The 24,822-nt window shown below is 73.9% G+C and carries 20 protein-coding genes and 1 pseudogene; 12 read left to right on the plus strand and 9 right to left on the minus strand.

The genetic code is table 11. The features are described from left to right. The first annotated feature begins 839 nt into the window (after positions 1-839). Both AC07D6_RS06305 and AC07D6_RS06310 read left to right on the plus strand, forming a co-directional pair. Positions 840-1,850: a polyprenyl synthetase family protein gene (locus tag AC07D6_RS06305; RefSeq protein WP_315876745.1), complete on the plus strand. Its 1,011-nt coding sequence runs from the start codon at positions 840-842 to the stop codon at positions 1,848-1,850. A 163-nt stretch (positions 1,851-2,013) separates the two neighbouring features. Further along, positions 2,014-3,261 (plus strand): DUF2092 domain-containing protein, encoded by a 1,248-nt coding sequence (locus AC07D6_RS06310; protein WP_479042504.1) that lies wholly within the window; start codon positions 2,014-2,016, stop codon positions 3,259-3,261. Between the two features lie 294 nt (positions 3,262-3,555). Here the strand turns inward: AC07D6_RS06310 and AC07D6_RS06315 are convergent, their stop codons facing one another. From AC07D6_RS06315 to AC07D6_RS06355, 9 genes and pseudogenes are all read right to left on the minus strand, one after another. After that, positions 3,556-4,881 carry a M28 family peptidase gene (locus AC07D6_RS06315; protein ID WP_479042507.1) on the minus strand — a complete coding sequence of 442 codons (1,326 nt, stop codon included), beginning with the start codon at positions 4,879-4,881 and terminating at the stop codon, positions 3,556-3,558. Positions 4,882-5,100: 219 nt separating this feature from the next. Continuing rightward, a pseudogene (locus AC07D6_RS06320) lies at positions 5,101-5,540 on the minus strand (VOC family protein). Positions 5,541-5,776: 236 nt separating this feature from the next. Next, a complete protein-coding gene (locus AC07D6_RS06325) occupies positions 5,777-6,361 on the minus strand; it encodes a hypothetical protein (RefSeq protein WP_479042509.1) in 585 nt (194 codons plus the stop codon). Positions 6,362-6,705: 344 nt separating this feature from the next. After that, a complete protein-coding gene (gene rarD / locus AC07D6_RS06330) occupies positions 6,706-7,689 on the minus strand; it encodes an EamA family transporter RarD (RefSeq protein ID WP_315876750.1) in 984 nt (327 codons plus the stop codon). 157 nt (positions 7,690-7,846) lie between these two features. Next, positions 7,847-8,710: an SDR family oxidoreductase gene (locus AC07D6_RS06335; protein ID WP_479042511.1), complete on the minus strand. Its 864-nt coding sequence runs from the start codon at positions 8,708-8,710 to the stop codon at positions 7,847-7,849. A 343-nt stretch (positions 8,711-9,053) separates the two neighbouring features. After that, positions 9,054-10,106: a 2-oxoacid:ferredoxin oxidoreductase subunit beta gene (locus tag AC07D6_RS06340; protein ID WP_479042514.1), complete on the minus strand. Its 1,053-nt coding sequence runs from the start codon at positions 10,104-10,106 to the stop codon at positions 9,054-9,056. Continuing rightward, positions 10,096-12,087 (minus strand): 2-oxoacid:acceptor oxidoreductase subunit alpha, encoded by a 1,992-nt coding sequence (locus AC07D6_RS06345; RefSeq protein WP_391652944.1) that lies wholly within the window; start codon positions 12,085-12,087, stop codon positions 10,096-10,098. Before AC07D6_RS06345 ends, AC07D6_RS06340 begins: the two co-directional genes overlap by 11 nt. 298 nt (positions 12,088-12,385) lie before the next feature. Further along, complete coding sequence (locus AC07D6_RS06350) at positions 12,386-13,045, minus strand: LuxR C-terminal-related transcriptional regulator (protein WP_315876879.1); 660 nt, start codon at positions 13,043-13,045, stop codon at positions 12,386-12,388. A 118-nt stretch (positions 13,046-13,163) separates the two neighbouring features. Continuing rightward, positions 13,164-14,255: a sensor histidine kinase gene (locus AC07D6_RS06355; RefSeq protein ID WP_479042962.1), complete on the minus strand. Its 1,092-nt coding sequence runs from the start codon at positions 14,253-14,255 to the stop codon at positions 13,164-13,166. A 261-nt stretch (positions 14,256-14,516) separates the two neighbouring features. Between AC07D6_RS06355 and AC07D6_RS06360 the strand changes: the two genes are divergently transcribed. Genes AC07D6_RS06360 through AC07D6_RS06405 form a run of 10 tightly spaced genes read left to right on the plus strand, consistent with a single transcriptional unit; the run spans position 14,517 to position 24,771 of the window. Further along, the gene (locus AC07D6_RS06360) at positions 14,517-14,933 is read left to right on the plus strand and encodes an NADH-quinone oxidoreductase subunit A (RefSeq protein ID WP_479042518.1); all 417 of its coding nucleotides are present in this window, start codon (positions 14,517-14,519) and stop codon (positions 14,931-14,933) included. Further along, the gene (locus tag AC07D6_RS06365; protein WP_315876755.1) at positions 14,924-15,553 is read left to right on the plus strand and encodes an NADH-quinone oxidoreductase subunit B; all 630 of its coding nucleotides are present in this window, start codon (positions 14,924-14,926) and stop codon (positions 15,551-15,553) included. Before AC07D6_RS06360 ends, AC07D6_RS06365 begins: the two co-directional genes overlap by 10 nt. Next, positions 15,550-17,127: an NADH-quinone oxidoreductase subunit C gene (locus AC07D6_RS06370; protein ID WP_479042521.1), complete on the plus strand. Its 1,578-nt coding sequence runs from the start codon at positions 15,550-15,552 to the stop codon at positions 17,125-17,127. Before AC07D6_RS06365 ends, AC07D6_RS06370 begins: the two co-directional genes overlap by 4 nt. Then, positions 17,124-18,092 carry a complex I subunit 1/NuoH family protein gene (locus AC07D6_RS06375; RefSeq protein ID WP_479042524.1) on the plus strand — a complete coding sequence of 323 codons (969 nt, stop codon included), beginning with the start codon at positions 17,124-17,126 and terminating at the stop codon, positions 18,090-18,092. The genes AC07D6_RS06370 and AC07D6_RS06375 overlap by 4 nt, the downstream gene beginning before the upstream one ends. Beyond that, positions 18,092-18,730 carry a NuoI/complex I 23 kDa subunit family protein gene (locus AC07D6_RS06380; protein WP_315876758.1) on the plus strand — a complete coding sequence of 213 codons (639 nt, stop codon included), beginning with the start codon at positions 18,092-18,094 and terminating at the stop codon, positions 18,728-18,730. The genes AC07D6_RS06375 and AC07D6_RS06380 overlap by 1 nt, the downstream gene beginning before the upstream one ends. Continuing rightward, the gene (locus AC07D6_RS06385; RefSeq protein ID WP_479042526.1) at positions 18,727-19,290 is read left to right on the plus strand and encodes an NADH-quinone oxidoreductase subunit J family protein; all 564 of its coding nucleotides are present in this window, start codon (positions 18,727-18,729) and stop codon (positions 19,288-19,290) included. The genes AC07D6_RS06380 and AC07D6_RS06385 overlap by 4 nt, the downstream gene beginning before the upstream one ends. After that, positions 19,290-19,655, plus strand: a complete 366-nt coding sequence (gene nuoK / locus AC07D6_RS06390; protein WP_479042528.1) for an NADH-quinone oxidoreductase subunit NuoK — start codon at positions 19,290-19,292, stop codon at positions 19,653-19,655. Before AC07D6_RS06385 ends, nuoK begins: the two co-directional genes overlap by 1 nt. After that, on the plus strand, positions 19,652-21,643 hold the full coding sequence (locus AC07D6_RS06395) for an NADH-quinone oxidoreductase subunit 5 family protein (protein WP_479042531.1): 1,992 nt from the start codon (positions 19,652-19,654) through the stop codon (positions 21,641-21,643). Before nuoK ends, AC07D6_RS06395 begins: the two co-directional genes overlap by 4 nt. A gap of 27 nt (positions 21,644-21,670) precedes the next feature. After that, on the plus strand, positions 21,671-23,224 hold the full coding sequence (locus AC07D6_RS06400) for an NADH-quinone oxidoreductase subunit M (protein WP_479042963.1): 1,554 nt from the start codon (positions 21,671-21,673) through the stop codon (positions 23,222-23,224). After that, entirely contained in the window at positions 23,221-24,771 is a 1,551-nt protein-coding gene (locus AC07D6_RS06405) for an NADH-quinone oxidoreductase subunit N (RefSeq protein ID WP_479042533.1), read from the plus strand. Before AC07D6_RS06400 ends, AC07D6_RS06405 begins: the two co-directional genes overlap by 4 nt. Positions 24,772-24,822 lie beyond the last annotated feature (51 nt).

Here is a 24,822-nt window from a genome sequence, read left to right on the forward strand (position 1 = left end):
CGCGCTTCTCCCAGGCGCGGCGGGGGAGTGCCTCGTCACCCCCGCGGCACACGGGTTCCGCCGTGCTCCGGGGGCGGAGGAACGGCCACCCGCGCCGGCCGCCCCGCGCGCGGGAGGGGGCGCTGTGGCCGTACCGGGGACCAAGGCGTCGAGGCCCCCTTCCCACGCGCGCCGGAGGTGGCACGGGCACCGGGGACGCCGAGGTGGGGGTGGGAGCCACCCTCCGCGCGCGGGAGGCAGGTCCTCCACACCGCCAGCAGGGCTGGCGAGGAGGCGGGACGCCGCCCCCGCGCGGGAGGTCAGGTCCGTTCCGCGTCACCGGCGGCAGGTGGCGGACGGGGCGACGTAGCCCGCCACGGAGACGAGCCGCCCCCGCACGCGGGAGGAGCGGGAGGAGGGTGAGCGGCGGCGTGCCGCGTACCACGGCGGTCCGGCCGCTCCCCCGCGCGCAGGAGGCGGGTCGCCGGGCTTCCGACCGACCCCTCGGGGCCGGGTCAGCCGCTCCCACGCGCGCGGGAGGCGGATCCTCGTCGACTCCCTCGGCCCGGGCCCTTGCCGGCCGCTCCCACGCGCGCGGGAGGCGGATGCCGTCCGGGAAGGGGACGGAAAGGGACGGAAGGGGAGCGTCTGTGTGATCCGCCTCATGCGGCACGGGGGTGTGGGCGCCCGGAGCGGCCCCTCCACGCGCGTGGATCCGGCCGTATGCGCCGATCGCGAACATACCGGGGGTGGCGGGAAGGTGCCCACGGCGATCCAAACGGGACCGGATACGCTGACGTGAGTGAATCCAGCGACACGTCGACAATCCGTGTGATCGTCCGCAGACAGGAGACCCCCTCGTGACCGCAGTCGGGCCGTTCGGGCTGAGCGTGCGGGACCAGGCTCTCGAAGCCGATGTCCAGACAGGGTTGGCGGCTGTCGAGGCCGGACTGCTCGACGCCACCAAGAGCGACGTGCCGTTCATCACGGAGGCGGCGCAGCACCTGGTACGGGCGGGCGGCAAGCGCTTCCGTCCGCTGCTCGCGATGCTCGCCGCGCAGTTCGGCGACCCGCACGCGCCCGGCGTCGTCCCGGCGGCCGTGGTCGTCGAGCTCACCCACCTGGCCACGCTGTACCACGACGACGTGATGGACGAGGCGCTCGTACGACGCGGTGTGGAGAGCGCCAACACGCGCTGGGGCAACTCGGTCGCCGTCCTCACGGGCGACTTCCTCTTCGCGCGCGCGTCGCACATCCTGGCGGACCTCGGCCCCGAGGCGGTGCGCATCCAGGCGGAGGCGTTCGAGCGGCTGGTCACGGGCCAGATCCTGGAGACCGCCGGCCCCCGCGACGGGAACGACCCGGTCGAGCACTACCTGGACGTCATCGCCGGCAAGACCGGCTCCCTGGTCGCCGTCTCCGGCCGGTTCGGCGCGATGATGGCGGGCGCCGGGGAGCGGTTCACGGAGATCCTGACGCAGTACGGCGAGCGGCTGGGCGTGGCGTTCCAGCTGGCCGACGACGTCCTGGACATCGCCTCGGACTCCCACGAGTCGGGCAAGACGCCCGGCACCGACCTGCGCGAGGGCATCGCCACCCTGCCGGTCCTCCACCTGCGCGCCCTGGCGGAGCAGCACGGCCGGGCCGAGGACGTGGAGCTGGTCGAGCTCCTGGAGGGCGACCTCACGGACGACGCCCGCCACGCCGAGGCGCTGCGCCGGCTGCGCGTCCACCCCGCGCTGGAGCTGGCCCGCCGCGACACGGTGCGGTACGCGCAGGAGGCGCGGGCGATGCTGGCCCCGCTGCCGGACGGGTACGCGAAGGCCGCGCTCGTCGAGCTGTGCGACCTGGTGGTGCACCGGGCGGGCTGAACCGGGTGCCCGCGCGCGTGAGCGGGGCGTTCGGAGCCGTATGGGGGAAGACCCTGACACCGGGTCATCCCAGAGGGGTACGGCAGGTTGATGCCGCGGTCTGATGCTTTCGCGGAGCCGGTCGGGTGGAATGGTCGTACCAGACCACGGAGGTAGCGCAGACATGGCACCGAACGACAGCGACGCACAGACCCCGCGGCCCGCGCGCCGGACAGTGGCGCGGTACGCGGTCCCGGTCGCGGTGGCGGGGGTGGCGGCGGCGACCATCGGGCTCGTCCCGGCGCTCGCGGCTTCCGGTGACCCGGACCTGCCGAAGATCACCGCGCAGGAGCTCGTCGAGAAGATAGCCGCGTCGGACGTCCAGCACGTGTCCGGCACGGTGAAGGTCACCACGGACCTGGGCCTGCCGTCCATCGCCGGCCTCGGCGACCTGCTGGGCGACCGTGCCGCGGCCGAGTCCGCCGACGCGCAGCTCATGCGGTTCGCGACCGGTACGCACACGCTGAAGGTCGCCGCGGACGGCCCGGACCGCCAGCGCCTGACCGTCCAGGACGGCGGCGACGAGTACACCCTCGTGCGCAACGGCGCGGAGACCTGGGTGTACGACAGCAAGTCCGGCAAGGTCCTGCACGACGTGGACGCCGCCCCCGGCAGCGGGGCGGGCGGCCGGGACGCCGACGGCGCCGACGGGCCCCCGGTCACGCCGAAGGAGCTCGCGGCCCAGGCGCTGGCGGCGGTCGACGAGACGACGTCGGTCACCGTCGACGGCACGGCGCGGGTCGCCGGGCGCGACGCGTACCAGTTGGTCGTGAAGCCCGAGCAGAGCGGGTCCACGATCGGTTCGGTGAAGGTCGCGGTCGACGCGGAGAACGGCGTCCCGCTGAAGTTCACGCTCACGCCGAGCGGCGGCGGCGCGGCGGCGGTCGACGTCGGCTTCACCAAGGTCGACTTCGGGAAGCCGGACGCGTCGGCGTTCACGTTCACGCCGCCGAAGGGCGCCGAGGTCACCGAGGCGGACGAGGCGCGCGAACCGGCCGCCGAGCTGAAGGAGAAGGACCGCAAGGCGCTGGAGGAGGGCCTGAAGGAGCTGGAGGGCCGGGGTGGCGAGCCGGGCCTGAACGTCATGGGCGAGGGCTGGACCACGGTCGTCGAGCTGGCCGGACCGGGTGGCGGCGCCCCGGCGGGCGCGCCCGAGGGCGGTGCCGCGTCGGAGGAGCTGCCCGCCGGGGCGCAGCAGTTCCTGGACGGCCTGGGCAGCAGGGTCACCGGTGAGTTCGGCTCGGGCATGGTCTTCAAGACCCGCCTGGTCAACGCCCTGATGACGGACGACGGCCGGGTGTACGCCGGCGCCGTGACCGAGAAGGCGCTGGTCGCGGCGGCGAACGACGCCGCGAAGCAGGCCGTGAAGTAGGCCGCGCCGCGGGTGCGCGGGCCGGGGCCCGCCGCACAGGCACGGCGGGCCCCGGCCCGCCGCCTCCGGTCCGCCGCCTCCGGTCCGCCGCCTCCGGTCCGCCGCCTCCGGTCCGCCGCCTCCGGTCCGCCGCTCCTGGCGCGTACGCCGTCCCCGGCCTGTACGCCCTTCCCGGCTCGTGGTGCCGCCCCCGGCCGGGGAGGCCGGGGGCGGAGGTCGCCGGAGCCCGGCGGCTCGGGAGGCCGGGGCTCCGGCGGCTCGGGAGGCCGGGGCTTCGTTCGGGGGCCCGGCGGCTCAGAAGGTCAGCGAGAAGGCGCTGATGTAGCCGGTGTCGTACGGCCCCACGTCCTGGACCCGCAGTCGCCAGGTGCCGTTGGCGACCTCGCTGGACGCGTCGACCGTGTACGTCTCCTGGACGTTGTCGGCGGAATCGTTGCCGGAGTTCTTCAGCCGGTACGCCGTGCCGTCCGGGGCGAGGAGGTCGATGACGAGGTCGCCGCGCCAGGTGTGGACGATGTCCACGCCGACCTTCAGCGCGGCCGGGGCGTTGCCGGTGCGGCCGCTGACGGTGACGGACGAGGTGACGGCGGCGCCGTTGTCCGGGATCGCCACGTCGGCCGTGTTCTGGTACGTGTCACCGGTCGGCGGTTCGGTCGTCCCGGCGGACAGCGTCCACACGGCGTGCGCGAGGGCGTCGCTGTTGCGGTCCAGCGCCGTGTCGTTGATGTTGGCCGTCGTGTCGCACGACGAGTGGTAGCAGCGGTCGAAGGACTGTCCCGCCGTACCGCCCCACTTCTGGGCCTGCGCGGCGGTCTTCGTCCGGCTGGCGCCGGTGAACAGCCCGCCGACCGGGACCCCGGCGCTCTTGAACGGGGCGTGGTCGGAGCGCCCGTCGCCCTCGGTCTCGATCTCCGTGGCGACGCCGATGCCGGTGAAGTAGTCCTTGAAGGTCTTCTCGATGGTCGGGTCGTCGTCGTAGACGAAGTAGCCCGGGTTGGGCGATCCGATCATGTCGAAGTTCATGTAGCCGCTCAGCTTGGAGCGCTCGGTGGCCGGCAGGTTCGCGACGTAGTACTTCGAGCCGACGAGGCCCAGCTCCTCGGCGCCCCACCAGGCGAACCGCAGGTGCTTGGCGGGCTTGAACCCGGCGCGGGACACGGCGAGCGCGGTCTCCAGGACGGCGGCGGAACCGGAGCCGTTGTCGTTGATGCCGGCCCCGGAGGAGACCGAGTCCAGGTGGGCGCCGGCCATGAGGACCTGGTTCGGATCGCCGCCGGGCCAGTCGGCGATCAGGTTGTAGCCGGTGGCGCCGCTGGACGTGAACTGCTGGAGGGTGGTGGTGAACCCGGCGGCGTCGAGCTTCGCCTTCACGTAGTCGACCGACGCCTTGTAGCCGGGGCGGCCGTGGGCGCGGTTGCCGCCGTTGGCGGTGGCGATCGACTGGAACTGGGTGAGGTGCGCCTTGACGTTCGCCAGCGGGACGTCCGGGGCGGCGGCCGTACCGGCGGGCGTCGCGGGCGACGTGCGGGCCGTGGTGGGAACGGCGGTGGCGGCGGGCGCGGCGGTGGCGAGCAGGCCCGCGAGGGCGAGGACGGTGGCCGCGGCGGTGCGTCTGGGCATGCGGGACACGGAGTGCGTCATGTGGGGGCTCCGGGATTCCGTACGGGGATGGGGACGGAACGTGCGAGACGCCCCGCGAGGGCTGTTCGCGGGGCGTTGGAGCTGTGGTGCGTGTGACCGGTCTGCTCAATCGTGCGGTGTTGAATGTACAGCGACAATTCATCCGCGCGTCAAGGGCGGTTTCCGGTCACCGGAGCCCGCATATCGGACGGTTCGGCGCTACTGCACGCAGAACTCGTTTCCCTCCGGGCCGGCATGACGGTCCACCGGCCGCCCTGCCCCTCCGGCCGGGCGACCCCCGCGGCCCGGTCCCGCCCGGGGCCCGCGTGCGCGTCGATGCGGAGCCGGTTCTTGGCCGCCTTCTCCTCCGGGACGCGCTGGAACGGCAGGCGGCGGCCCAGGCCGACGTCCGCCCCCCTCCCCTCCTCGCAGGGGTTGTCCGGATGGCGGACGGCGGCCGGATCCCGTCACGCCCGGCGGCCGCACACCTCGACCGTCAGGCCGGCCGGCGCGTGCCCCAGGTCGAGGAGCCGCTCGATGGGCGCGTCGCGGTCCTCGACCGCGTGACCCGGCGTCCGCGCCCAGAGGTCGACCCGGGTGTGCGGGTCGGCCGCGTCGATCACGGGCTTCCAGTGGAGTGTCGTCGTGCGGCCGTTCATCGGGCTTGCGTGACGGAGTCCGCCACAGGCGTCGTCCCGCGCGCGCCGGAGGGCTCCCCCTGCCGCTTCGACCCGGGGCGCCCCGCCCCGGAGCCGCTGCCGACCGGCGGGCCCGCCCCGGCGGCCCGCCGTGAGGCGTTGGACCCGCCGGACGGGCTGCGGGCCCGGACCGCCGCCGGGGCCGCCTCAGCTCCGGGCCGCACCTCGCCGCGCCGTCGAAGGATCCACGTCCCGGGTCATCGGCGCGGATCCGGTTCCCGCGGCACGCCGGGGTCCTCGTCCGGCGGGTACTCCTCGACGATCTCGCGCACGTCGGGGTCCGTGGAGGCGAGCGCGGCGCGGCGCCACTGGTCCATGAGGCGGGTGTCGCCGATGTCGTCGAGGGTCAGTGCCAGGGCGCGCATCGCGAGGGAGTCCGTGACCTCGCTGTCGTCCCGCAGGGTCGCGGCGACCAGTGGGGCGAGGTCGTCGTGGAGATCGGTGGTCCTGCTCAGGGTCCGCAGGATCTCGCGGCCGAAGATCCCCGGCTTGTTGATGCTCAGGCAGTACTCGTACAGCTCGGGCACCAGGGCCCGGACCACGTGCGGGTGGTCCGCGCCCACCTCGCGCAACAGGCCCAGGGCCTCCTGTGAGCCCCGGCCCGTGTCCAGCGCCCTCCTGAGCACCGGCACCGGATCGGCCGCGAGGAACCGGCCCCTCGCGGCCGCGTGCCGCTCTTTCGCCTCGTCCAGTTCCCTTTCGAGCGCGTGACGTTCGCGGTCCGCCTCCAAGAGCTCTTTCCAGGCCCGCTGCGCCTCGGGTTCCTCGCTGTCGTCGAACAAGACGTCCCGTAAGGTGTCGAGCCAGCCCACGCCTTCCCCCCTGCTGTCCGCGGCGTCATCGGCGCTCCGCTTCCCACAGCGCCTTCTGAGCGTTCTGAGCCTTCTAAGCCTTCTAAGCCTTCTGGGGGGCAGACAGCCGCGAATCCGCGAAGGTTGTCCTCCCGCCACCGCGAAACGCGGAGGGACGCGAACGACGGCGCACCCATCGACTCCCCCTCCGCCCCGGCCGCCGCGGCTCCACGGACCGCCGCGGCAACCGCCGCGAGGCCCGCGCACCGCACCCGTACGGACTCTCGACACCGAGCCCCTACGGGCTCCTGGCGCCGCCCCGCCCGGGGCCGGTCTCAGGAGCGGGGGGCCTCCGCCGCGGCGGGCTCCGGGGCGGTGGCCTTCGCCGCCGCCCGGGCCGCCAGCCGCACGGCCTCCGCCCGCGTCCGCCGCGCACCGCGCAGGGCGTCCCACGTGAGCAGCGTCAGCGCCAGCCACACCAGCCCGAACCCGGCCCACCGCTCCGGCGGCATGGCCTCCCGGAAGTACAGCACCCCCACCAGGAACTGGAACACGGGCGCCAGGTACTGCAGCAGCCCCAGCGTCGACAGCGGCACGCGGATCGCCGCCGCGCCGAAGCACACCAGCGGCACCGCCGTGACCAGGCCCGTCGACACGAGCAGCGCCGTGTGCCCCGCCCCCGCGGCGCCGAACGTGGAGGACCCCTGGAGGCCCAGCCACACCAGGTAGCCGACGGCCGGTAGGAACAGGACGGCCGTCTCGGCGCCCAGCGACTCCAGCCCGCCCAGGTTGACCTTCTTCTTCACCAGCCCGTACGTCGCGAAGGAGAACGCCAGCACCAGCGAGATCCACGGCGGCCTGCCGTACCCGACCGCCAGCACGACCACCGCCACGAAGGCGATGCCGACCGCCGCCCACTGCGCCGGGCGCAGCCGCTCCTTCAGCAGGACGACGCCCATGGCGATGGTGACCAGCGGGTTGATGAAGTACCCGAGGGACGACTCGACGACGTGGCCGGCGTTCACGGCCCAGATGTAGACGCCCCAGTTCGTGGTGATCACCGCTGCCGCGACCGCGATGAGCCCCATCTTCCTCGGCTGCCGCAGCAGCTCGGGTATCCACGCCCAGCGCCGCATGACCAGCAGCGCGAGCGCCACGGCCACCAGGGACCAGGCCATGCGGTGGGCGACGATCTCCACCGCGCCCGACGGTTCCAGCAGGGGCCAGTACAGGGGGAAGAGGCCCCAGGCGCCGTAGGCCCCGATCCCGTAGAGGAGTCCCGCCTTCTGGTCGCCCCCGCCGCCGCTCCTCGCCGCCACTGGCCGCCCCGCTTCCTGTCCCGGACGTCACCGTCCCGCGCCGCGCTGTCCGCTCGACGGTAGCGCCGCGCGGGACGGCGTGTCATGCCCGTATCGCCATACGGTCATGACGTGTCCGTTCCGGGGGCCGCCCTCGGACGCGGCCCCGGGGCGCCCGCTACAGGGCCTTCAGCGCGGCGGCGACCGTCTCGGCGAGCGGGGTCGTCGGCCGGCCGATGAGCCGGGACAGGTCGCCGCTGGTCCCGGCCAGCCGGCCGCGCGCGATGGCCTCGTCGACGTCGACGAGGATCGCGGCGACCGGCTCGGGCACGCCCGCGCCGGTCAGGATCCCGAGGTGGGTCTCGGCGGGCACGTCGGTGTACGCGATGTCCCGGCCGGTCTGCCGGGAGAGCTCCGCCGCGTACTCGGCGAACGACCACGCCGTGTCGCCGCTCAGCTCGTACGCCGCGCCGAGGTGGCCGTCCTCCGTCAGGACGGCGGCGGCCGCGACCGCGTAGTCGGCGCGGGCGGCGGAGGCCACGCGGCCCTCGCCCGCGTTGGCGACGACGGCGCCGTGCGCGAGGACCGGGGCGAGGTTCTCCGTGTAGTTCTCGGTGTACCAGCCGTTGCGCAGGAGCGTGTACGGCAGTCCCGAGTCGAGGATCAGCCGCTCGGTGGCCCCGTGCTCGGCCGCCAGGTCGAAGTCGGCCTCCGGCCCGCCGAGGACGCCGGTGTACGCGAGCTGGGCGACACGAGCGGCCTTCGCCGCCGCGATCACGGCGGTGTGCTGCGGTACGCGCCGCCCGACCGCGTCGCCGGAGACCAGCAGCACCCGGTCGCCCGCCGCGAACGCGCCGGCGAGGGTCTCGGGCCGGTCGTAGTCGGCGACGCGCACTTCCACGCCGCGCTCCGCCAGGTCGGCGGCCTTCGTCTTGTCGCGGACGGCCGCGGCGATGGACGCGGCCGGTGTGCCGCGCTCCAGCAGGGCATCGATGACGAGACGGCCCAGGCGGCCGGTGGCTCCGGTGATGACGACGCTCATGGTGCTTCTCCGTTTCGAGGGGATCGAGCACCCACGTTATACGCAGCGCTTTCTTTTTGAAAGCGCCTCCCTCGGGGGAGCGTACGGGCAGGTGGGTGGGCGCTGAGCGGCGTGCGGACTCCGGTCCGCCGGACACGCGGTCCCACCGCCCCCTGGTCCCACGGCCTCGCAGTCCCGCGGTCCCACCGCCCCGCGGCCCGTCGAAGTCACCGGGGTCGCGCCGGGGTCGCCGGGGTCGCCGGGGCCTCCGAGGCCGTCGAGCCGGCCCGCCGGGCAGACGACGAGGCCCGGTCCGGGATCCGCGCGGGATCCGGGACCGGGCCTGCGACCGGCCGGGGCGGCGTCAGCCGACGACCGTCCACGTGTCGTTGCCGGCGAGCAGGGCGGACAGGTCGCCCTTGCCGCGCTGCTCGACGGCGGCGTCGAGCTGGTCGGCCATCAGCGCGTCGTAGACGGGCCGCCGGACGCTGCGGAAGACGCCGATCGGCGTGTGGTGCAGGGTGTCCGGGTCGGCCAGCCGCGACAGCGCGAAGGCCGTGGTCGGGGACGCGGCGTGCGCGTCGTGGACCAGCACCCGCGCCTCGTTCTCCGGCGTGACGGCGACGACCTCCAGATCGCCCGTCGCCGGGTCGCGGACGACCCCCTTCGACCCGTCCGGGCCGAAGCGGATCGGCCGGCCGTGCTCCAGGCGGATCACCGCCTCCTCCGCCCGCTCCTTGTCCTTGAGCGCGTCGAAGGCGCCGTCGTTGAAGATGTTGCAGTTCTGGTAGATCTCCACCAGGGCCGTGCCGGGGTGGTCGGCGGCCTGCCGCAGGACCTCGGTGAGGTGCTTGCGGTCGGAGTCGACCGTCCGGGCGACGAAGCTCGCCTCCGCGCCCAGCGCCAGCGACACCGGGTTGAACGGCGCGTCCAGCGAACCCATCGGGGTCGACTTGGTGATCTTGCCGACCTCGGAGGTGGGCGAGTACTGGCCCTTGGTGAGGCCGTAGATCCGGTTGTTGAACAGCAGGATCTTGAGGTTGACGTTCCGCCGCAGCGCGTGGATCAGGTGGTTGCCGCCGATGGACAGCGCGTCGCCGTCACCGGTGACGACCCACACGGACAGGTCGCGGCGCGAGGCGGACAGGCCCGTGGCGATGGCGGGGGCGCGGCCGTGGATGGAGTGCATCCCGTACGTGTTCATGTAGTACGGGAAGCGGGAGGAGCAGCCGATGCCGGAGACGAAGACGATGTTCTCCTTCGCCAGCCCCAGCTCGGGCATGAAGCCCTGCACGGCGGCGAGGATCGCGTAGTCGCCGCACCCCGGGCACCAGCGGACCTCCTGGTCCGACTTGAAGTCCTTCATGGACTGCTTGCCCTCGGCCTTGGGCACCAGGGTCAGGGCTTCACTGGGCATCGATGGCCTCCTTGAGGGCCGCGGCGAGCTGTTCGGCCTTGAACGGCATGCCGTTGACCTGCGTGTGGCTGCGCGCGTCGACCAGGTACTTCGCGCGGACGAGCGTGGCGAGCTGCCCGAGGTTCATCTCGGGGACGACGACGGTCTCGTACCGCTTCAGGACCTCGCCGAGGTTCGCCGGGAAGGGGTTGAGGTGGCGCAGGTGGGCCTGCGCGATCGTTTCGCCGGCCGTGCGCAGCCGGCGTACGGCGGCGGTGATCGGCCCGTACGTCGAGCCCCAGCCGAGGACGAGGGTGCGCGCGGCGCCGCTCGGGTCGTCGACCTCCAGCTCCGGGACCGCGATCCCGTCGACCTTGGCCTGGCGGGTGCGGACCATGAAGTCGTGGTTGGCCGGGTCGTACGAGATGTTGCCCGTGCCGTCCTGCTTCTCGATGCCGCCGATCCGGTGCTCCAGACCGGGCGTGCCGGGCAGCGCCCAGGGCCGCGCCAGGGTCTGCGGGTCGCGCTTGTACGGCCAGAAGACCTCGGTGCCGTCCTCCAGCGTGTGGTTCGGGCCCGTCGCGAAGGTCACGCCCAGGTCCGGGAGGTCCTCCGGGTCCGGGATGCGCCACGGCTCGGAGCCGTTCGCCAGGTACCCGTCCGACAGGAGGAACACCGGCGTCCGGTACGCGAGCGCGATCCGCGCGGCCTCCAGGGCGGCGTCGAAGCAGTCCGCCGGCGTCCTCGGCGCCACCACCGGCACCGGGGCCTCGCCGTTCCGCCCGTACATCGCCTGGAGCAGGTCCGCCTGCTCGGTCTTGGTCGGCAGGCCCGTGGAGGGGCCGCCGCGCTGGATGTCGACGATCAGCAGCGGCAGCTCCAGCGACACCGCCAGGCCGATCGTCTCGGACTTCAGCGCCACACCGGGCCCGGACGTGGTCGTCACCGCCAGCGCGCCGCCGAACGCCGCGCCCAGCGCCGCGCCGATGCCGGCGATCTCGTCCTCCGCCTGGAAGGTCCGCACGCCGAAGTTCTTGTGCTTGCTCAGCTCGTGCAGGATGTCCGAGGCCGGCGTGATCGGGTACGACCCGAGGAACAGCGGCAGGTCCGCCTGGTGCGCGGCCGCGATCAGCCCGTACGACAGGGCCAGGTTCCCGGAGATGTTCCGGTACGTGCCCGCCGGGAACGCCGACGTGGCGGGGGCGACCTCGTACGAGACGGCGAAGTCCTCCGTCGTCTCGCCGAAGTTCCAGCCCGCGCGGAACGCGGCGACGTTCGCCTCCGCGATCTCCGGCTTCTTCGCGAACTTCTTCCGCAGGAACTGCTCGGTGCCCTCCGTCGGCCGGTGGTACATCCACGACAGCAGGCCCAGCGCGAACATGTTCTTCGACCGCTCCGCCTCCTTGCGGGACAGGCCGAAGTCCTTCAGCGCCTCGACCGTGAGGGTCGTCAGCGGCACGGGGTGGACGCGGTAGCCGTCCAGCGACCCGTCCTCCAGCGGCGAGGTCGCGTAGCCGACCTTCGCCATCGCCCGCTTCGCGAACTCGTCCGTGTTGACGATGATCTCGCTGCCGCGCGGCACGTCCCCGATGTTCGCCTTCAGCGCGGCCGGGTTCATCGCGACCAGCACGTTCGGCGCGTCGCCCGGCGTGAGGATGTCGTGGTCCGCGAAGTGAAGCTGGAACGACGACACGCCCGGCAGCGTCCCGGCGGGCGCCCGGATCTCGGCGGGGAAGTTCGGCAGCGTCGACAGGTCGTTGCCGAACGACGCCGTCTCCGACGTGAACCGGTCCCCCGTGAGCTGCATGCCGTCACCCGAGTCGCCCGCGAAGCGGATGATCACCCGGTCCAGACGGCGGATCTCCTTCGCGGGGACGCGCTGCACCGGGGTGCCGCGCTGTTCCCCGGCGCGCTGTTCCCCGGCGGCCGCCTCGTCGGCCGCTCGCGTCTCGCGCGCCGCCTCGCCTGTCTGCTCGGCCGGGCTACTGACCTGGCTGGTCACTGAACTGGACCTCCCTCGAGACAAGGGGTCTCCCCGCCGTCGGCGGGAGAACGCTCGGAAGACGGCCGGACGACCGGCCGTCCCGAGGCCCACCCTACGTCGGTAAGGGTTCCCTTCCCTGGACAGCTCGAATAGTGGACGTTCTGATAAGACGCCTGTTTGTCCTGGAACATCATGCTTCGTATCCCCCTGTGTTCCACCGGAACGGCGCTCCCGGCCCGGTCTTTGGTCCTAGGCCCTCCGGGGGGCCGGGGCCGGATCAGGAGTCGCCGGCGGTTCAGGAGCGGTCACCGGCGGTTCAGGAGTTCAGATAGGTCAGCACCGCGAGCACCCGGCGGTGATCCCCTTCGCTCGGGGAGAGCCCCAGCTTCAGGAAGATGTTGCCGACGTGCTTCTCGACCGCCCCGTCGCTCACCACCAGCTGCCGCGCGATCGCCGAGTTCGTCCGGCCCTCGGCCATCAGACCGAGGACCTCCCGCTCGCGCGGCGTCAGCCCCGCCAGCACGTCCTGCCGGCGGCTCCGCCCCAGTAGCTGCGCCACGACCTCCGGGTCGAGCGCCGTGCCGCCCCGGGCGACCCGCGCCACCGCGTCCACGAACTCGCGGACCTCGGCGACCCGGTCCTTCAGCAGGTAGCCCACCCCCCGGCTGCTGCCGGCCAGCAGCTCCGTCGCGTACCGCTCCTCGACGTACTGCGACAGCACCAGCACCCCGACCCGCGGGTGGTCCCGGCGGAGCCGCACGGCGGCCCTGACCCCCTCGTCGGTGTGGGTCGGCGGCATCCGCACGTCCACGACGACCACGTCGGGCGCCGCCCCGCCGGCGGCCAGCGCGTCCACCGTCCCGATCAGGGCGTCCGCGTCCCCGACCCCCGCGACGACCTCGTGCCCGCGGTCGGTCAGCAGCCGGGTCAGGCCCTCCCTGAGCAGTACGGAATCCTCCGCGATGACCACCCGCACCCTGTCGTCCACGGCCGTGCAGCCCCCCACTCCCGATCGGCTCCGGACGGCGATGTCCACCGTCACCACCAGCATCGCAGCAACTTCGGCCATGTGGGCGAACAGTGTTCAACTGCGTTCAACCGCGCCAGGGCAGCTCGGCGGTGACGGCCGTCGGACCGCCCCGGGGGGAGTGGACGACGAGGACCCCGTCGACGGCGTCGAGGCGTTCGGCGAGGCCGGCGAGGCCGGTGCCGCGGGAGGGGTCGGCGCCGCCGTGCCCGTCGTCGGCGACCTGGAGGAGGAGGCGGTCGCCGGTGCGCCGGACGTCGACGGTGGCGTGGCGGGCGCCGGCGTGCTTGGAGACGTTCTGGAGGAGCTCCGAGACCGTGAAGTACGCGATGCCCTCGACAGCGGCGGCGGGCCGCTCCGGCAGGTCCACGGCGACCGCGACGGGTACGGCGCAGCGTGAGGCGATGGCGGAGAGGGCGGCGTCCAGGCCGCGGTCGGTGAGGATCGCGGGGTGGATGCCGCGGGCGAGGTCGCGCAGTTCCTGGAGGGCGAGCTTCACCTCGCCGTGGGCCTCCTCGACCATCCGGGCGGCGGCCGCGGGGTCCTCGGCGGCCTTCTCCTTCGCCAGCCCCAGGTCCATGGCGAGGGCGACGAGGCGGGCCTGCGCGCCGTCGTGCAGGTCGCGCTCGATGCGGCGCAGGTCCGCCGCCGCCGCGTCCACCACGACCCCCCGGCCCGACTCCAGCTCCGCGACCCGCCGCTCCAGCTCGTCCGACGGCCCCAGCAGCCCCCGCACCATCGCCCGGTCGGCGTTGGCCATCACCCGCGCCAGGTACGGCAGCGCAGGCCACAGCGCCACCAGCGCCACCAGGGTCACCGCGCACGTCAGCACGCCCCACGGCAGCCGCACGAACCCGTACAGCACCGTCCGCCACGCCACCGCGTCCTGCAGCGCCGCCCAGGCCGCGTCCGCCACGCCCCCGCCCGGACGGCGCGGCGGACGGCTCGGCTCCTCGATCCGCACGCCGAGCAGCCCCCGGGCCCGGGCCCGCTCCACCCGCCCGACCAACCGCGCCCCGGCCAGCCCGGCCGCCAGCAGCGGCAGCCCGACGACCGTCACGGACAGCGCCGCCCCCACCGCCACCGTCATCGTCACGTAGACGAACGCGACGAGGGATACTGGGAAGTTCGACAGGAGGTGGGCGATCTCCTTCCACATGGCCGTCCCGAGACCGGCGCGTCCCGCGCGGGAGGGGAGAGCCGGGGCCGGGTGGTCGCTGCGCGTGGTCATGGCGTCCAGCCTGCCGGGCCGCAACCCGGCGGCGCCATGGGGTACATGGGCGGGGTCCGGTGGGGATAACCCCACCCCGGGTGCGGCACGGCTGACCCCCGGACTTCGCCAGGGCCTAGACTCCCGTGCGTACAGATCGCCGGATCGCCGGATCGGCGCCCGCGGGGGCAGGAAGAGGGAGGGACGGACGTGCCGGACCAGACCGGACTCGACGTGCCGGACCAGACCGGACTCGCGGCCGACTACTTCCAGAGCTACTCGGCCGTCGGACTCCTCGCCGTCATCGGAGTCCTCTTCGTGGCCGTCGCGTTCGCGGCCGGGCGGCTGCTCCGCCCCGTCGTGCCGACACCGGAGAAGCTCCTGACGTACGAGTGCGGCGTCGACCCCGTGGGGGAGGGCTGGGCCCACACCCAGGTCCGCTACTACGTCTACGCCTTCCTCTACGTGATCTTCGCGGTCGACTCGATCTTCCTCTTCCCGTGGGCGACCGTCTTCGCCGAGGCGGGGTACGGCGCCACCACGCTCGTCGAGATGTTCATCTTCCTCGGCTTCCTGGCCGTGGGACTGCTCTACGCGTACAAGAAGGGCGTCCTGACATGGACGTGACTCCCGGCGCCACCGGCGCCACCCGCGTGCCGTCCGAGCCGGTGCCGCTGCCCGAGCCGCAGAGGCTGGGCGTGCTGTCGCGGCTGGCGCCCGAGCCGATGAAGGTGGTCCTGAACTGGGGCCGCCGCTACAGCCTGTGGGTCTTCAACTTCGGGCTGGCCTGTTGCGCCATCGAGTTCATCGCGGCGTCGATGGCCCGCCACGACTTCATCCGGCTCGGTGTGATCCCCTTCGCGCCCGGCCCGCGCCAGGCCGACCTGATGGTCGTGTCCGGCACGGTCACCGACAAGATGGCGCCCGCCGTGAGGCGCCTGTACGAGCAGATGCCCGAGCCGAAGTACGTGATCTCCTTCGGCGCCTGCGCCAACTGCGGCGGCCCCTACTGGGACTCGTACTCCGTCACCAAGGGCGTCGACCAGATCATCCCGGTCGACGTGTACGTACCGGGCTGTCCGCCGCGTCCCGAGGCGCTCCTCCAGGGCATCCTGAAGCTCCAGGAGAAGATCGCCCGCGAGTCCCTCCACGAGCGGTACGGCCGGGGGGCGTCCCGCCCCTCCACCGCCGCCCTGCGCAGCGGCCTCGTCACCCCGCCGCCCGCGCCGGGAGGCGGGACGCGGTGAACGCGTACGACACGCTGCCCGACGCCGTCACCGACGTCTTCGGCGCGGAGGCCACCGCCGAGCGGGCGTACGACCTGCTGACGGTCGACGTGCCAGCCGGCGCGTGGATCGCCGCGCTGGAGACCGCCCGCGACAAGCTGGGCTGCACCTACTTCGACTGGCTGAGCGCCGTCGACGAGCCCGGCACGGGCTTCCGCGTCTGCGCCCACGTCGTCGCGCTGGAGGGCGGCCGGGTGCGCCGCCTGCTCCTGCGGACGACGGTCCCGCACGGCGCCCCCGCCCTGCCCACGGCCGTGGACGTGTACGCGGGCGCCGCCTGGCACGAGCGCGAGACGCACGAGATGTTCGGCGTGGTCTTCGAGGGCCACCCGAACCCGGCGCACCTCCTGCTCCCCGACAACTTCGAGGGCCACCCCCTCCGCAAGGACTTCGTCCTGGCCGCCCGCGTCGCCAAGGCGTGGCCGGGCGCCAAGGAGCCGGGCGAGTCCGAGCACGGCGGCCCCAAGCGGCGCCAGATGCTGCCGCCCGGCGTCCCCGACCCCAACGAGTGGGGCCCGCTGAAGGGCCAGCTCCCGCCGGCCCCGGCCCGTCCGGCCCGCGCCCCGCGCGCGGGCGCGGGCGCGGCCGACCGCCCGCCGCGCCGCACCCGTACGGCGGGCGAGGGCTCGGCCAGCCAGACGGCCGGGGCGCCGGCCGCGGGCCCGGGGCCGGAGGCCGCCACTCCAGGCTCTGCCCCGGAGGTCACCGCCCCGGGCTCCGCCCCGGAGGCGGCTGCCCCCCGACCCCGCCGTACCCGCTCGGCGGGCGAGGGCTCGGCCACGCAGCGCCGCAGCCGCTCGGCCACCGAGGGATCGGCGAGCCAGCGCGGGAGCACCACCCCCCAGCCCGAGAGTGCCGCGCCGCAGGGCAAGAGCGCCGTGTCGCAGGGCGGGGACGCCGTGCCCGGGAGCGGGGACGCCGCGCCGGAGCGCGACGGCTCGGCGCCCGAGCGCCCCACGCCCGCCCCGGCGGCGCCCCCGCGCACCCGCAGCGCGGACGCCCCGTGGAACAACCCGCGCCCCGCGTTCGACGACCCGGTGTCCGACCCGGACCGCGCCCCGGCCCCCGCGCCATCCGCCCCGGCCCCGGACCCGTCCGATCCGGAGCCTCGCCCCGTGTCTGACCCGGCCCCGGGCCCGTCCGGGCGGCCTGGGTCGCAGGCGACCCCGGAGTCCCGCCCCGGCACCGGCCCGGATCCGGCTCACGGCTCCGCGTCCGACCCGGAGCCCCGTCCCGACGCCGCTCCTGCGTCCGACCCGGAGCCTCGCCCTGGTGCCGCCTCCGCGTCCGACCCGGAACCCCGTCCCGCGGCCGACCCGGCCCCGGGCCCGTCCGGGCGGCCTGGGCCGCAGGCGACCCCGGAGCCCCGCCCCGGCACCGGCCCGGAGCCCCGCCCCGGCACCGGCCCGGAGTCCCGCCCCGGCACCGGCCCGGAGTCCGACCCGGCCCCCGCTCCGGGCTCCGGCGCCGAGCCCGACTCCGCCCCCGCTCCCGAGCCCGCCCCCGACCGACGACGTTCCGAAGGAGACGCGTGAACGACGTACTCGACGTCGCCCTCCGCCTGGTCGTCGTCTTCGCCGTGTTCCTCGTCCTGCCCCTCGTCGTGGGGCAGACCGAGCACAAGGTGATGGCGCACATGCAGGGCCGCCTCGGCCCCATGTACGCGGGCGGCTTCCACGGTTGGGCACAGCTCGTCGCGGACGGCGTGAAGTTCGCGCAGAAGGAGGACGTGGTCCCGGCCGACGCCGACCGCCGCGTCTTCCAGCTCGCCCCCGCCGTCGCGCTCCTCCCGTACCTCCTCGTCCTCGTCGCCATCCCGATCGGCCCCGGCGAGGGTGCGGTCGGCGTGGCCGTCGACGCGGGCGTCTTCTTCGTCCTCGCCGTCATGGGCGTGGGCGTGCTCGGCTCGCTCATGGCGGGCTGGGCGTCCGCCAACAAGTTCTCCCTCCTCGGCGGCCTCCGCACCGCCGCGCAGCTCCTCGCGTACGAACTGCCGATGCTGCTCGCCGCCGCGTCGGTAGCCATGGCGGCCGGCACGGTGTCGCTGCCGGGCATCCTCGACGCGTTCGAGTGGTGGTGGCTGCCCTGGCAGATCGTCGGCGCCCTGGTCTTCTTCGTCGCCGGCCTCGCCGAACTCCAACGCCCGCCGTTCGACATGCCGGTGGCCGACTCGGAGATCATCTTCGGCGCGTACACCGAGTACACCGGCCTCCGCTTCGCCCTGTTCCTGCTCGCCGAGTACGCGGGCATCGTCGTCCTGTGCGGTCTGACCACCGTCCTCTTCCTCGGCGGCTGGCACGGCCCGTTCGGCGCCGACGGCCTGGGCTGGGTGTGGACGCTCCTGAAGACGGCCGTGCTCGCCTTCGTCGTGATCTGGCTGCGCGTGAGCTACCCGAGGCTGCGCGAGGACCAGTTGCAGAAGCTCGCCTGGACCACGCTCGTGCCGCTCGCCCTCGCCCAGATCGCCCTCACCGGCATCGTCAAGGTGGTGATCCAGTAATGGCTCCGTTCCCCGGATCCGGTCTCGCCAAGGGCCTGGCCGTCACCCTCCGGACGATGACGAGGAAGAGCCACACCGCGCAGTACCCCGACGTCCAGCCCGAACTGCCGCCGCGCTCCCGCGGCGTCATCGGTCTGTTCGAGGAGAACTGCACGGTCTGCATGCTCTGCGCCCGCGAGTGCCCCGACTGGTGCATCTACATCGACTCCCACAAGGAGACGGTGCCGCCCGCCGCGCCCGGTGGACGCGAGCGCAGCCGCAACGTCCTCGACCGCTTCGCGATCGACTTCTCGCTCTGCATGTACTGCGGCATCTGTGTCGAAGTGTGTCCTTTCGACGCGCTGTTCTGGTCGCCGGAGTTCGAGTACGCGGAGGAGGACATCCGCGACCTCACCCACGAGCGGGACAAGCTCCGCGAGTGGATGTGGACGGTCCCGGAGCCGCCCGCCCTGGACCCGGGCGCGGAGGAGCCGAAGGAGCTGGCCGCCGCGCGCAGGACGGCCGACAAGCTCGCCGCCCAGCAGGCCGCCGAGCGGGAAGCCGCCGCCCAGGACGCCTCCCGGGCCCCCGGCGAGGCACCCGGCCGGAACGGCACCGGCGACACCCCCGGCACCACCGCCGAGGGAGGCACCGCGTGACCCCCGCCCTGCCCCTCGCCGCCCCCGGCTTCCTCTCGCCCACCGGCACGGAGATCGCGTTCCTCCTCGTCGGCGTCGTCACCCTCGCCGCCGCGGTCGTCGCGGTCACCACCCGCCAGCTGGTGCACGCCGCCCTGTGGCTGGTCGTCGCCCTCGGCGGGGTCGCCGTCGAGTACCTGCTCCTCACCGCCGAGTTCATCGCCTGGGTCCAGGTCCTCATCTACGTCGGTTCCGTCGTCGTCCTCCTCCTCTTCGGACTCATGCTCACCAAGGCACCCATCGGCCGCTCCCCGGACGCCGACTCGGGCAACCGACCCGCCGCCCTCGTCGTGGCCGCCGCCGCGGCGACCGCCCTCGTCTGGGTCGTCGTCGACGCCTTCCGCACCACCTGGATCGACCTCGACGGCCCCGCCCAGGGCACCACCCGCGTCTCCGGCGAGATGCTGTTCCGGAACTGGGTCCTCCCCTTCGAGGCGCTGTCCGTCCTGCTGCTCGCCGCGCTCGTCGGCGCGATCGTCCTCTCCCGCAAGGGCGACAAGGACACGGAGGGGAAGCGCTGATGCACCTCGCCTACCCGGCCGTCCTCGCCGTGCTCCTCTTCTGCACCGGCCTGTACGGCGTCCTCGCCCGCCGCAACGCGATCCTCGTCCTGATGTCCGTCGAGCTGATGCTCAACGCCGTCAACCTCAACCTCGTCGCCTTCGACGTCTGGCTCCGCGACGCCCTCCACGCCGGTCAGACGCTGACCCTGTTCACCATCGCCATCGCCGCCGCCGAGATCGGCATCGGCCTCGCGATCGTGCTGATGGTCTACCGCAACCGCGGCACCGCCGACATCGACCGGCTCCGCGACAACACCGAGCCCCCGGGCGGCGCCGAGGCCGACCACGAGCAGACCGGCAAGAAGGCCGAGGCCACCGCGTGACCACCACGACCCTCGCCGTCCTCGTCCCCCTCCTCCCGTTCCTGGGCGCCGCCGCCGGCCTCCTCCTGGGCCGCGCCGCGCCCGGCTTCGTGCGCCCCCTGGCCGTCCTGCCGACCGTCGCCGCGCTCGTCCTCGCCGTCCTCGTCGCCGTACGGCAGGGCGGCGGCCGGGCCGTCGACGCGGCCACCCAGCTCACCCCGACCGGCTCCGTCCCGATCGAGCTGGCCCTCCACCTCGACGGGTTCGCCGCCCTCACGGCCGTCCTCGTCGGCGTCGTCGCGTCCTGCGTGCAGATCTACTCCACCGGCTACCTGCGCGACGACCCCCGCTACCCCTCGTACGCGGCGCTCGTCTCCCTCTTCACCTCCGCGATGCTGCTCGTCGTCTACTCCGGCGACCTGATGGTGCTGCTGGTCGGTTGGGAGATCATGGGCATCTGCTCGTACTTCCTCGTCGGCCACTACTGGGAGACCCCCGAGGCGCGGGCCGCCTCCCTCAAGGCGTTCCTCGTCACCAAGCTCGGCGACGTCCCGTTCCTCATCGGCCTGCTCGCCCTGGCCGCCGACGCCGGCACGTTCCGGATCACCGGCGTCCTCGGCTCCGTCACCACGGGCGGCATCGACCACCCCACCCTCGTGGCGCTGCTGCTCCTCGCCGGTGTCGCGGGCAAGTCCGCCCAGTTCCCGCTGCACACCTGGCTCCCCGACGCGATGGCCGGCCCCACACCGGTCTCCGCGCTCATCCACGCCGCGACAATGGTCGCCGCCGGTGTCTACTTCGTCGCGCGCCTCCTCCCCGTCTTCGCGGCCTCCGCCGCGGCCATGACCGTCCTCGCCGTGATGGCCGCGCTCACCATGGTCGGCTCGGCCCTCGCCGCGCTCGCCCAGGACGACATCAAGCGCGTCCTCGCCTACTCCACCATCGGCCAGCTCGGCTACATGTCGGGCGCCCTGGCCGTCGGCGACCGCGGCGCCGCCGTCTTCCACCTCCTGTCGCACGGCGCGTTCAAGGCGCTGCTGTTCCTGGCCGCCGGTGTGGTCATCCACGCGGCGGGCACCAACTCGCTCGCCGCCATGTCCCGCATGAGCGGCCTCGCCCGGCGCGTCCCCGACGCGTACTGGACGATGACGGTCGCCCTCCTGGCGCTCGCCGCCATCCCCCCGTTCGCGGGTTTCTTCTCCAAGGAGGCCGTCCTCGTCGCCGCCGAGCACACCGCCCTCGGCGACCGGAACGTCGCCCCGGCCGGCGCCGGCTGGACCGTCTTCGCCGCCGGACTGCTCACCGCCCTCCTCACCGCCGCCTACGCGGCCCGCCTGTGGCTGCTCGCCTTCCGCGGAAGGGGCACCGAGGCCCCCGACCACGGCCGGCAGCCCATCGCCATGAGCACCGTCCTGTGGGTGCTCGCGGTCCCCTCCCTCGCCTTCGGACTGGCCGTCACCTCCCTCGACGACTGGTTCGACGGCAACGCCCTCACCCCGACCACCACCACCGCGGTCCTGGGCACGGGCCTCGCCCTCGTCGGCGGCCTGGTCACCTACGCCGCCTGGCGCCGCGCCACCGCCCGCGCCGCGCACGTACCGATCGGCGCGGTGGCCGCCCACCCCGAAGCCGACCCCGCCGTCTCCGAGGCCGAGGCCATCGCGACCCACGCCCCGGCCTACGGGTCGATCGCCTCCGCCCCCGACCCGGCCGACCCCGGACGCCTCCTCCTCGGCCCGCTCCACCGGCACGCCGCCACCGGCTTCCACCTCGACGCCGTGTACACCGCCCTGTTCGTACGCCCCGTCCGCGCGGCGGCCTCCCTGGTCCGCTTCCTCGACCGCGAGGTCGTCGACACCTACGTACGCGGAGCGGGCGCCACGACCGGCCTGCTCGGGGCGGCCGTACGCCGCGCCCAGACCGGCAACGTGCAGACCTACCTCAGCGTCCTGCTCGCCGGTTCCGTCGTCCTGGCGGTCGCCGCCGTCCTCGTCGCCGCCGGAGCGTGAGCCGTGATCGATATCAGCGAATCCGTGATGCAGTTCCTCCTCGCGTTTCTCGTCGCCGGCCCGCTCGTCGGCGCCGTCGCGGCCCTCCTGCCCGCCCCGCCCGGACTGAGGGGGAAGTCACCGGACCAGGCCGTGCTCCGCCACGGCGTGACCGTCACCGGCACGATCCTCGCCGCCGCCCTCGTCCTCACGCTCGGCTTCGACCACGACCAGCCCTCGAAGATGCAGGCCACGACGGACATCAGCTGGATCCCCGCGCTCGACGTGCGGATCCACCTCGGTGTCGACGGCATCTCGCTCCCCCTCCTGGTCCTGACCGCGCTGCTGACCTTCCTCTGCGCGCTGTACGGCTACTTCAAGCAGCCCGCCGGCCCCTCCCCGAAGGCGTTCGTCGCGCTGCTCCTGCTCCTCGAGTCCGGCACGCTCGCGACCTTCGCCGTCCTCGACCTGTTGCTGTTCTTCCTCGCCTTCGAGATGGTGCTCATCCCGATGTACTTCCTCATCGCCCGCTGGGGCGGCGAGGGGCGGCAGCCCGCCGCCTGGAAGTTCATCCTCTTCACCCTCCTCGGCTCGGTCGTCATGCTGCTCGGCCTGCTCCTCATCGGGCTGAAGGCCGGCACCTTCGACATGGTGGCACTCGCCACTGACAACGGCCGTGACCTCAGCACGTCGCTGCAGGTCATCGCCGTCCTGGCGATCGGGATCGGGCTCGCGGTGAAGACCCCGATGTGGCCGCTGCACAGTTGGCTCCCCGACGCGCACACCGCCGCGCCCACCGTCGGCTCCGTCCTCCTCGCCGGCGTCCTCCTCAAGATGGGTACGTACGGGTTCGTCCGGATCGTCCTTCCGATCGCCCCCGAGGGCATGCACGTCTTCGCCCCGTACCTCGCCGCCTTCGCCGTCGCCGGGATCATCTACGGGTCGCTGGCCTGCCTCGCCCTCGCCCGGACCGGCGCCCGGGGCGACCTGAAGCGGCTCATCGCCTACTCCTCCGTGGGCCACATGGGCTTCGTCCTCCTCGGCATCGCCACCATGACCCCCACCGGCGTCAACGGCGCGCTGTTCGCCAACATCGCCCACGGCCTGATCACCGGCCTCCTCTTCTTCCTCGTCGGCGCGATCAAGGACCGCTGCGGCACGGCGGACCTCGACACCCTCGCCGGTGCGACCGGCGCCGCCCTGTACGGCCGCGCGCCCCGCCTCGGCGGGCTGCTCGCCTTCGCCGCCGCCGCCTCCCTCGGTCTGCCCGGACTCGCCGGGTTCTGGGGCGAGATGCTCGCCATGTTCGGAGCGTTCCGGCCCGCCGAGGGCCTCAGCCGGCCCGCGTTCCTCACCTACATGGCCGTCGCCGGCTTCGGCACGCTGCTCACCGCCGCGTACCTCCTCGTCGTCGTACGCCGCGTCTGCATGGGCGCCGGACCCGCCGCCGACCGGCCGCCGCTCGCCGACGTCCAGCCGTACGAGTTCGCCGCCTGGACCCCGCTGGCGGCCCTCACCGTCCTCGCCGGACTCTGGCCCGCGGTCCTCCTCGGCCTCACCGACCCGGCCGTGCAGCAGCTTCTCGCAGGAGGCAAGTCGTGACCGCCGCAGCCGTGACCGCCGCCCCCGCCACCCTGGCCGCGGCGCCCGCGAGCGGCGACCTCGTGCAGACCGTCGACTGGGCCGCCATCGCCCCGCCGACCATCGCCGCGGTCGTCGCCCTGGCCGTCCTCGTCGCCGACCTGTTCCTCCCGCAGGCCCGCAAGCAGCTCCTCGCCCAGGTGGCCACGGCCGGCCTCGCCGCCGCGCTCCTCGCGCTCGTACCGCTCCGCTCCGGCGACCGCTCGACGTTCTGCCTGACCGGGAACCCCGGCGCGTGCAGCTACACCGCCGACCACTTCACCCTCGCCATCCAGCTCCTCGTCCTCGGTGGGGCCCTCCTCACCGCCCTGCTGTCCGTCACGAACACCAGGGAGGAGCTCCCCGCCGGCGAGTTCTGGTTCCTGCTGCTGTCCTCCGCGGCCGGCGCCGCCCTGCTGCCCGCCTCCCGCGACCTCGCCACCCTCGTGGTCGCCCTGGAGGTCGCCTCCCTCCCCGCCTTCGCGCTCGTGGGCCTCAAGCGCGGCGACCGCATGTCCGGCGAGGCGGCGCTGAAGTTCTTCCTCTCCTCCGTCACCGCGACCGCCGTCACCCTCCTCGGCGTCAGCTTGGTGTACGCCTCGACGGGCACCCTCCACCTCACGGAGATCGCTCGGCAGCTCGACGACGTCCCCGCGCAGCTCGGCACCCTCGCCGAGGCGGGCGTCGCCCTCACCCTGGTCGGTTTCGCCTTCAAGACGGCCGCCGCGCCCTTCCACTTCTGGGTGCCCGACACGTACGTCGGCGCGCCGCTGCCCGTCGCCGCGTACCTGTCCGTCGTCGGCAAGGCCGTCGGCTTCACCGGCCTCGTCCTCGTGACCGTCGTCGCCTTCCCGTCGTACGCGGACGTGTGGGGTCCGGCCCTCGCCGTGCTCGCCGCGCTCACCATGACCGTGGGCAACGTCGCCGCGCTGCGGCAGGTCCCCACGCGCGCGCGGAGCGCGGTCCGCCTCCTCGCCTGGTCGTCCGTGGGCCAGGCCGGCTACCTCCTGGTGCCGATCGCCGCCGCCGCGTACTCCAGCGACGACCGGATCGGCGCCACCGTCGCGTACGCCCTGATGTACGCCGTCGTGAACCTGGGCGCCTTCGCGGTCGCCGCCCTCGTCGCCCGTACGCACCCGGCGAACCGGATCGCCGACTACCGGGGCCTGTACGCCACCCGGCCGGTCACCGCCCTCGCCATGGGCTTCTTCCTGCTGTGCCTGGCCGGGCTGCCGCCCGGCGTCATCGGCCTGTTCGCCAAGGTCGTCGTCTTCTCCGCCGCCGTCGACGCGGGGCTCGGCTGGCTGGCCGTGGTCATGGGCGTGAACGTGGTGGCCGCCCTGTACTACTACCTGCGCTGGACGGCCGTCCTGTTCCGCGCCCCGGAGGGCGCCGCCGGCGAGGCCCCCGTACGGCACCGCGCGCCCGCCCCCCTGGCCGCGGCGATCGCACTGACCGCCGTCGCCGGCGTGCTGCTGTCCGGCTACCCCCAGGGGGTCCTCCGCTTCGCGGCGACCACCCTCTTCTGACGGCACGCCCGCATCACCCGAACGGCCCAGCGCCCGCCCGGCGCGCGGCAG

This window comes from Streptomyces sp. NPDC045287 (assembly GCF_056432325.1).

Excerpts from the sequence above, each read along its gene's own strand:
- AC07D6_RS06365 (WP_315876755.1), top strand. The coding sequence starts at position 14,924 with ATGGACGTGACTCCCGGCGCCACCGGCGCCACCCGCGTGCCGTCCGAG.
- AC07D6_RS06335 (WP_479042511.1), bottom strand. The coding sequence starts at position 8,710 with ATGAGCGTCGTCATCACCGGAGCCACCGGCCGCCTGGGCCGTCTCGTC.
- AC07D6_RS06400 (WP_479042963.1), top strand. The coding sequence starts at position 21,671 with ATGCAGTTCCTCCTCGCGTTTCTCGTCGCCGGCCCGCTCGTCGGCGCC.
- AC07D6_RS06380 (WP_315876758.1), top strand. The coding sequence starts at position 18,092 with ATGGCTCCGTTCCCCGGATCCGGTCTCGCCAAGGGCCTGGCCGTCACC.
- AC07D6_RS06310 (WP_479042504.1), top strand. The coding sequence starts at position 2,014 with ATGGCACCGAACGACAGCGACGCACAGACCCCGCGGCCCGCGCGCCGG.
- AC07D6_RS06315 (WP_479042507.1), bottom strand. The coding sequence starts at position 4,881 with ATGCCCAGACGCACCGCCGCGGCCACCGTCCTCGCCCTCGCGGGCCTG.
- AC07D6_RS06355 (WP_479042962.1), bottom strand. The coding sequence starts at position 14,255 with ATGTGGAAGGAGATCGCCCACCTCCTGTCGAACTTCCCAGTATCCCTC.
- nuoK (WP_479042528.1), top strand. The coding sequence starts at position 19,290 with ATGCACCTCGCCTACCCGGCCGTCCTCGCCGTGCTCCTCTTCTGCACC.
- AC07D6_RS06340 (WP_479042514.1), bottom strand. The coding sequence starts at position 10,106 with ATGCCCAGTGAAGCCCTGACCCTGGTGCCCAAGGCCGAGGGCAAGCAG.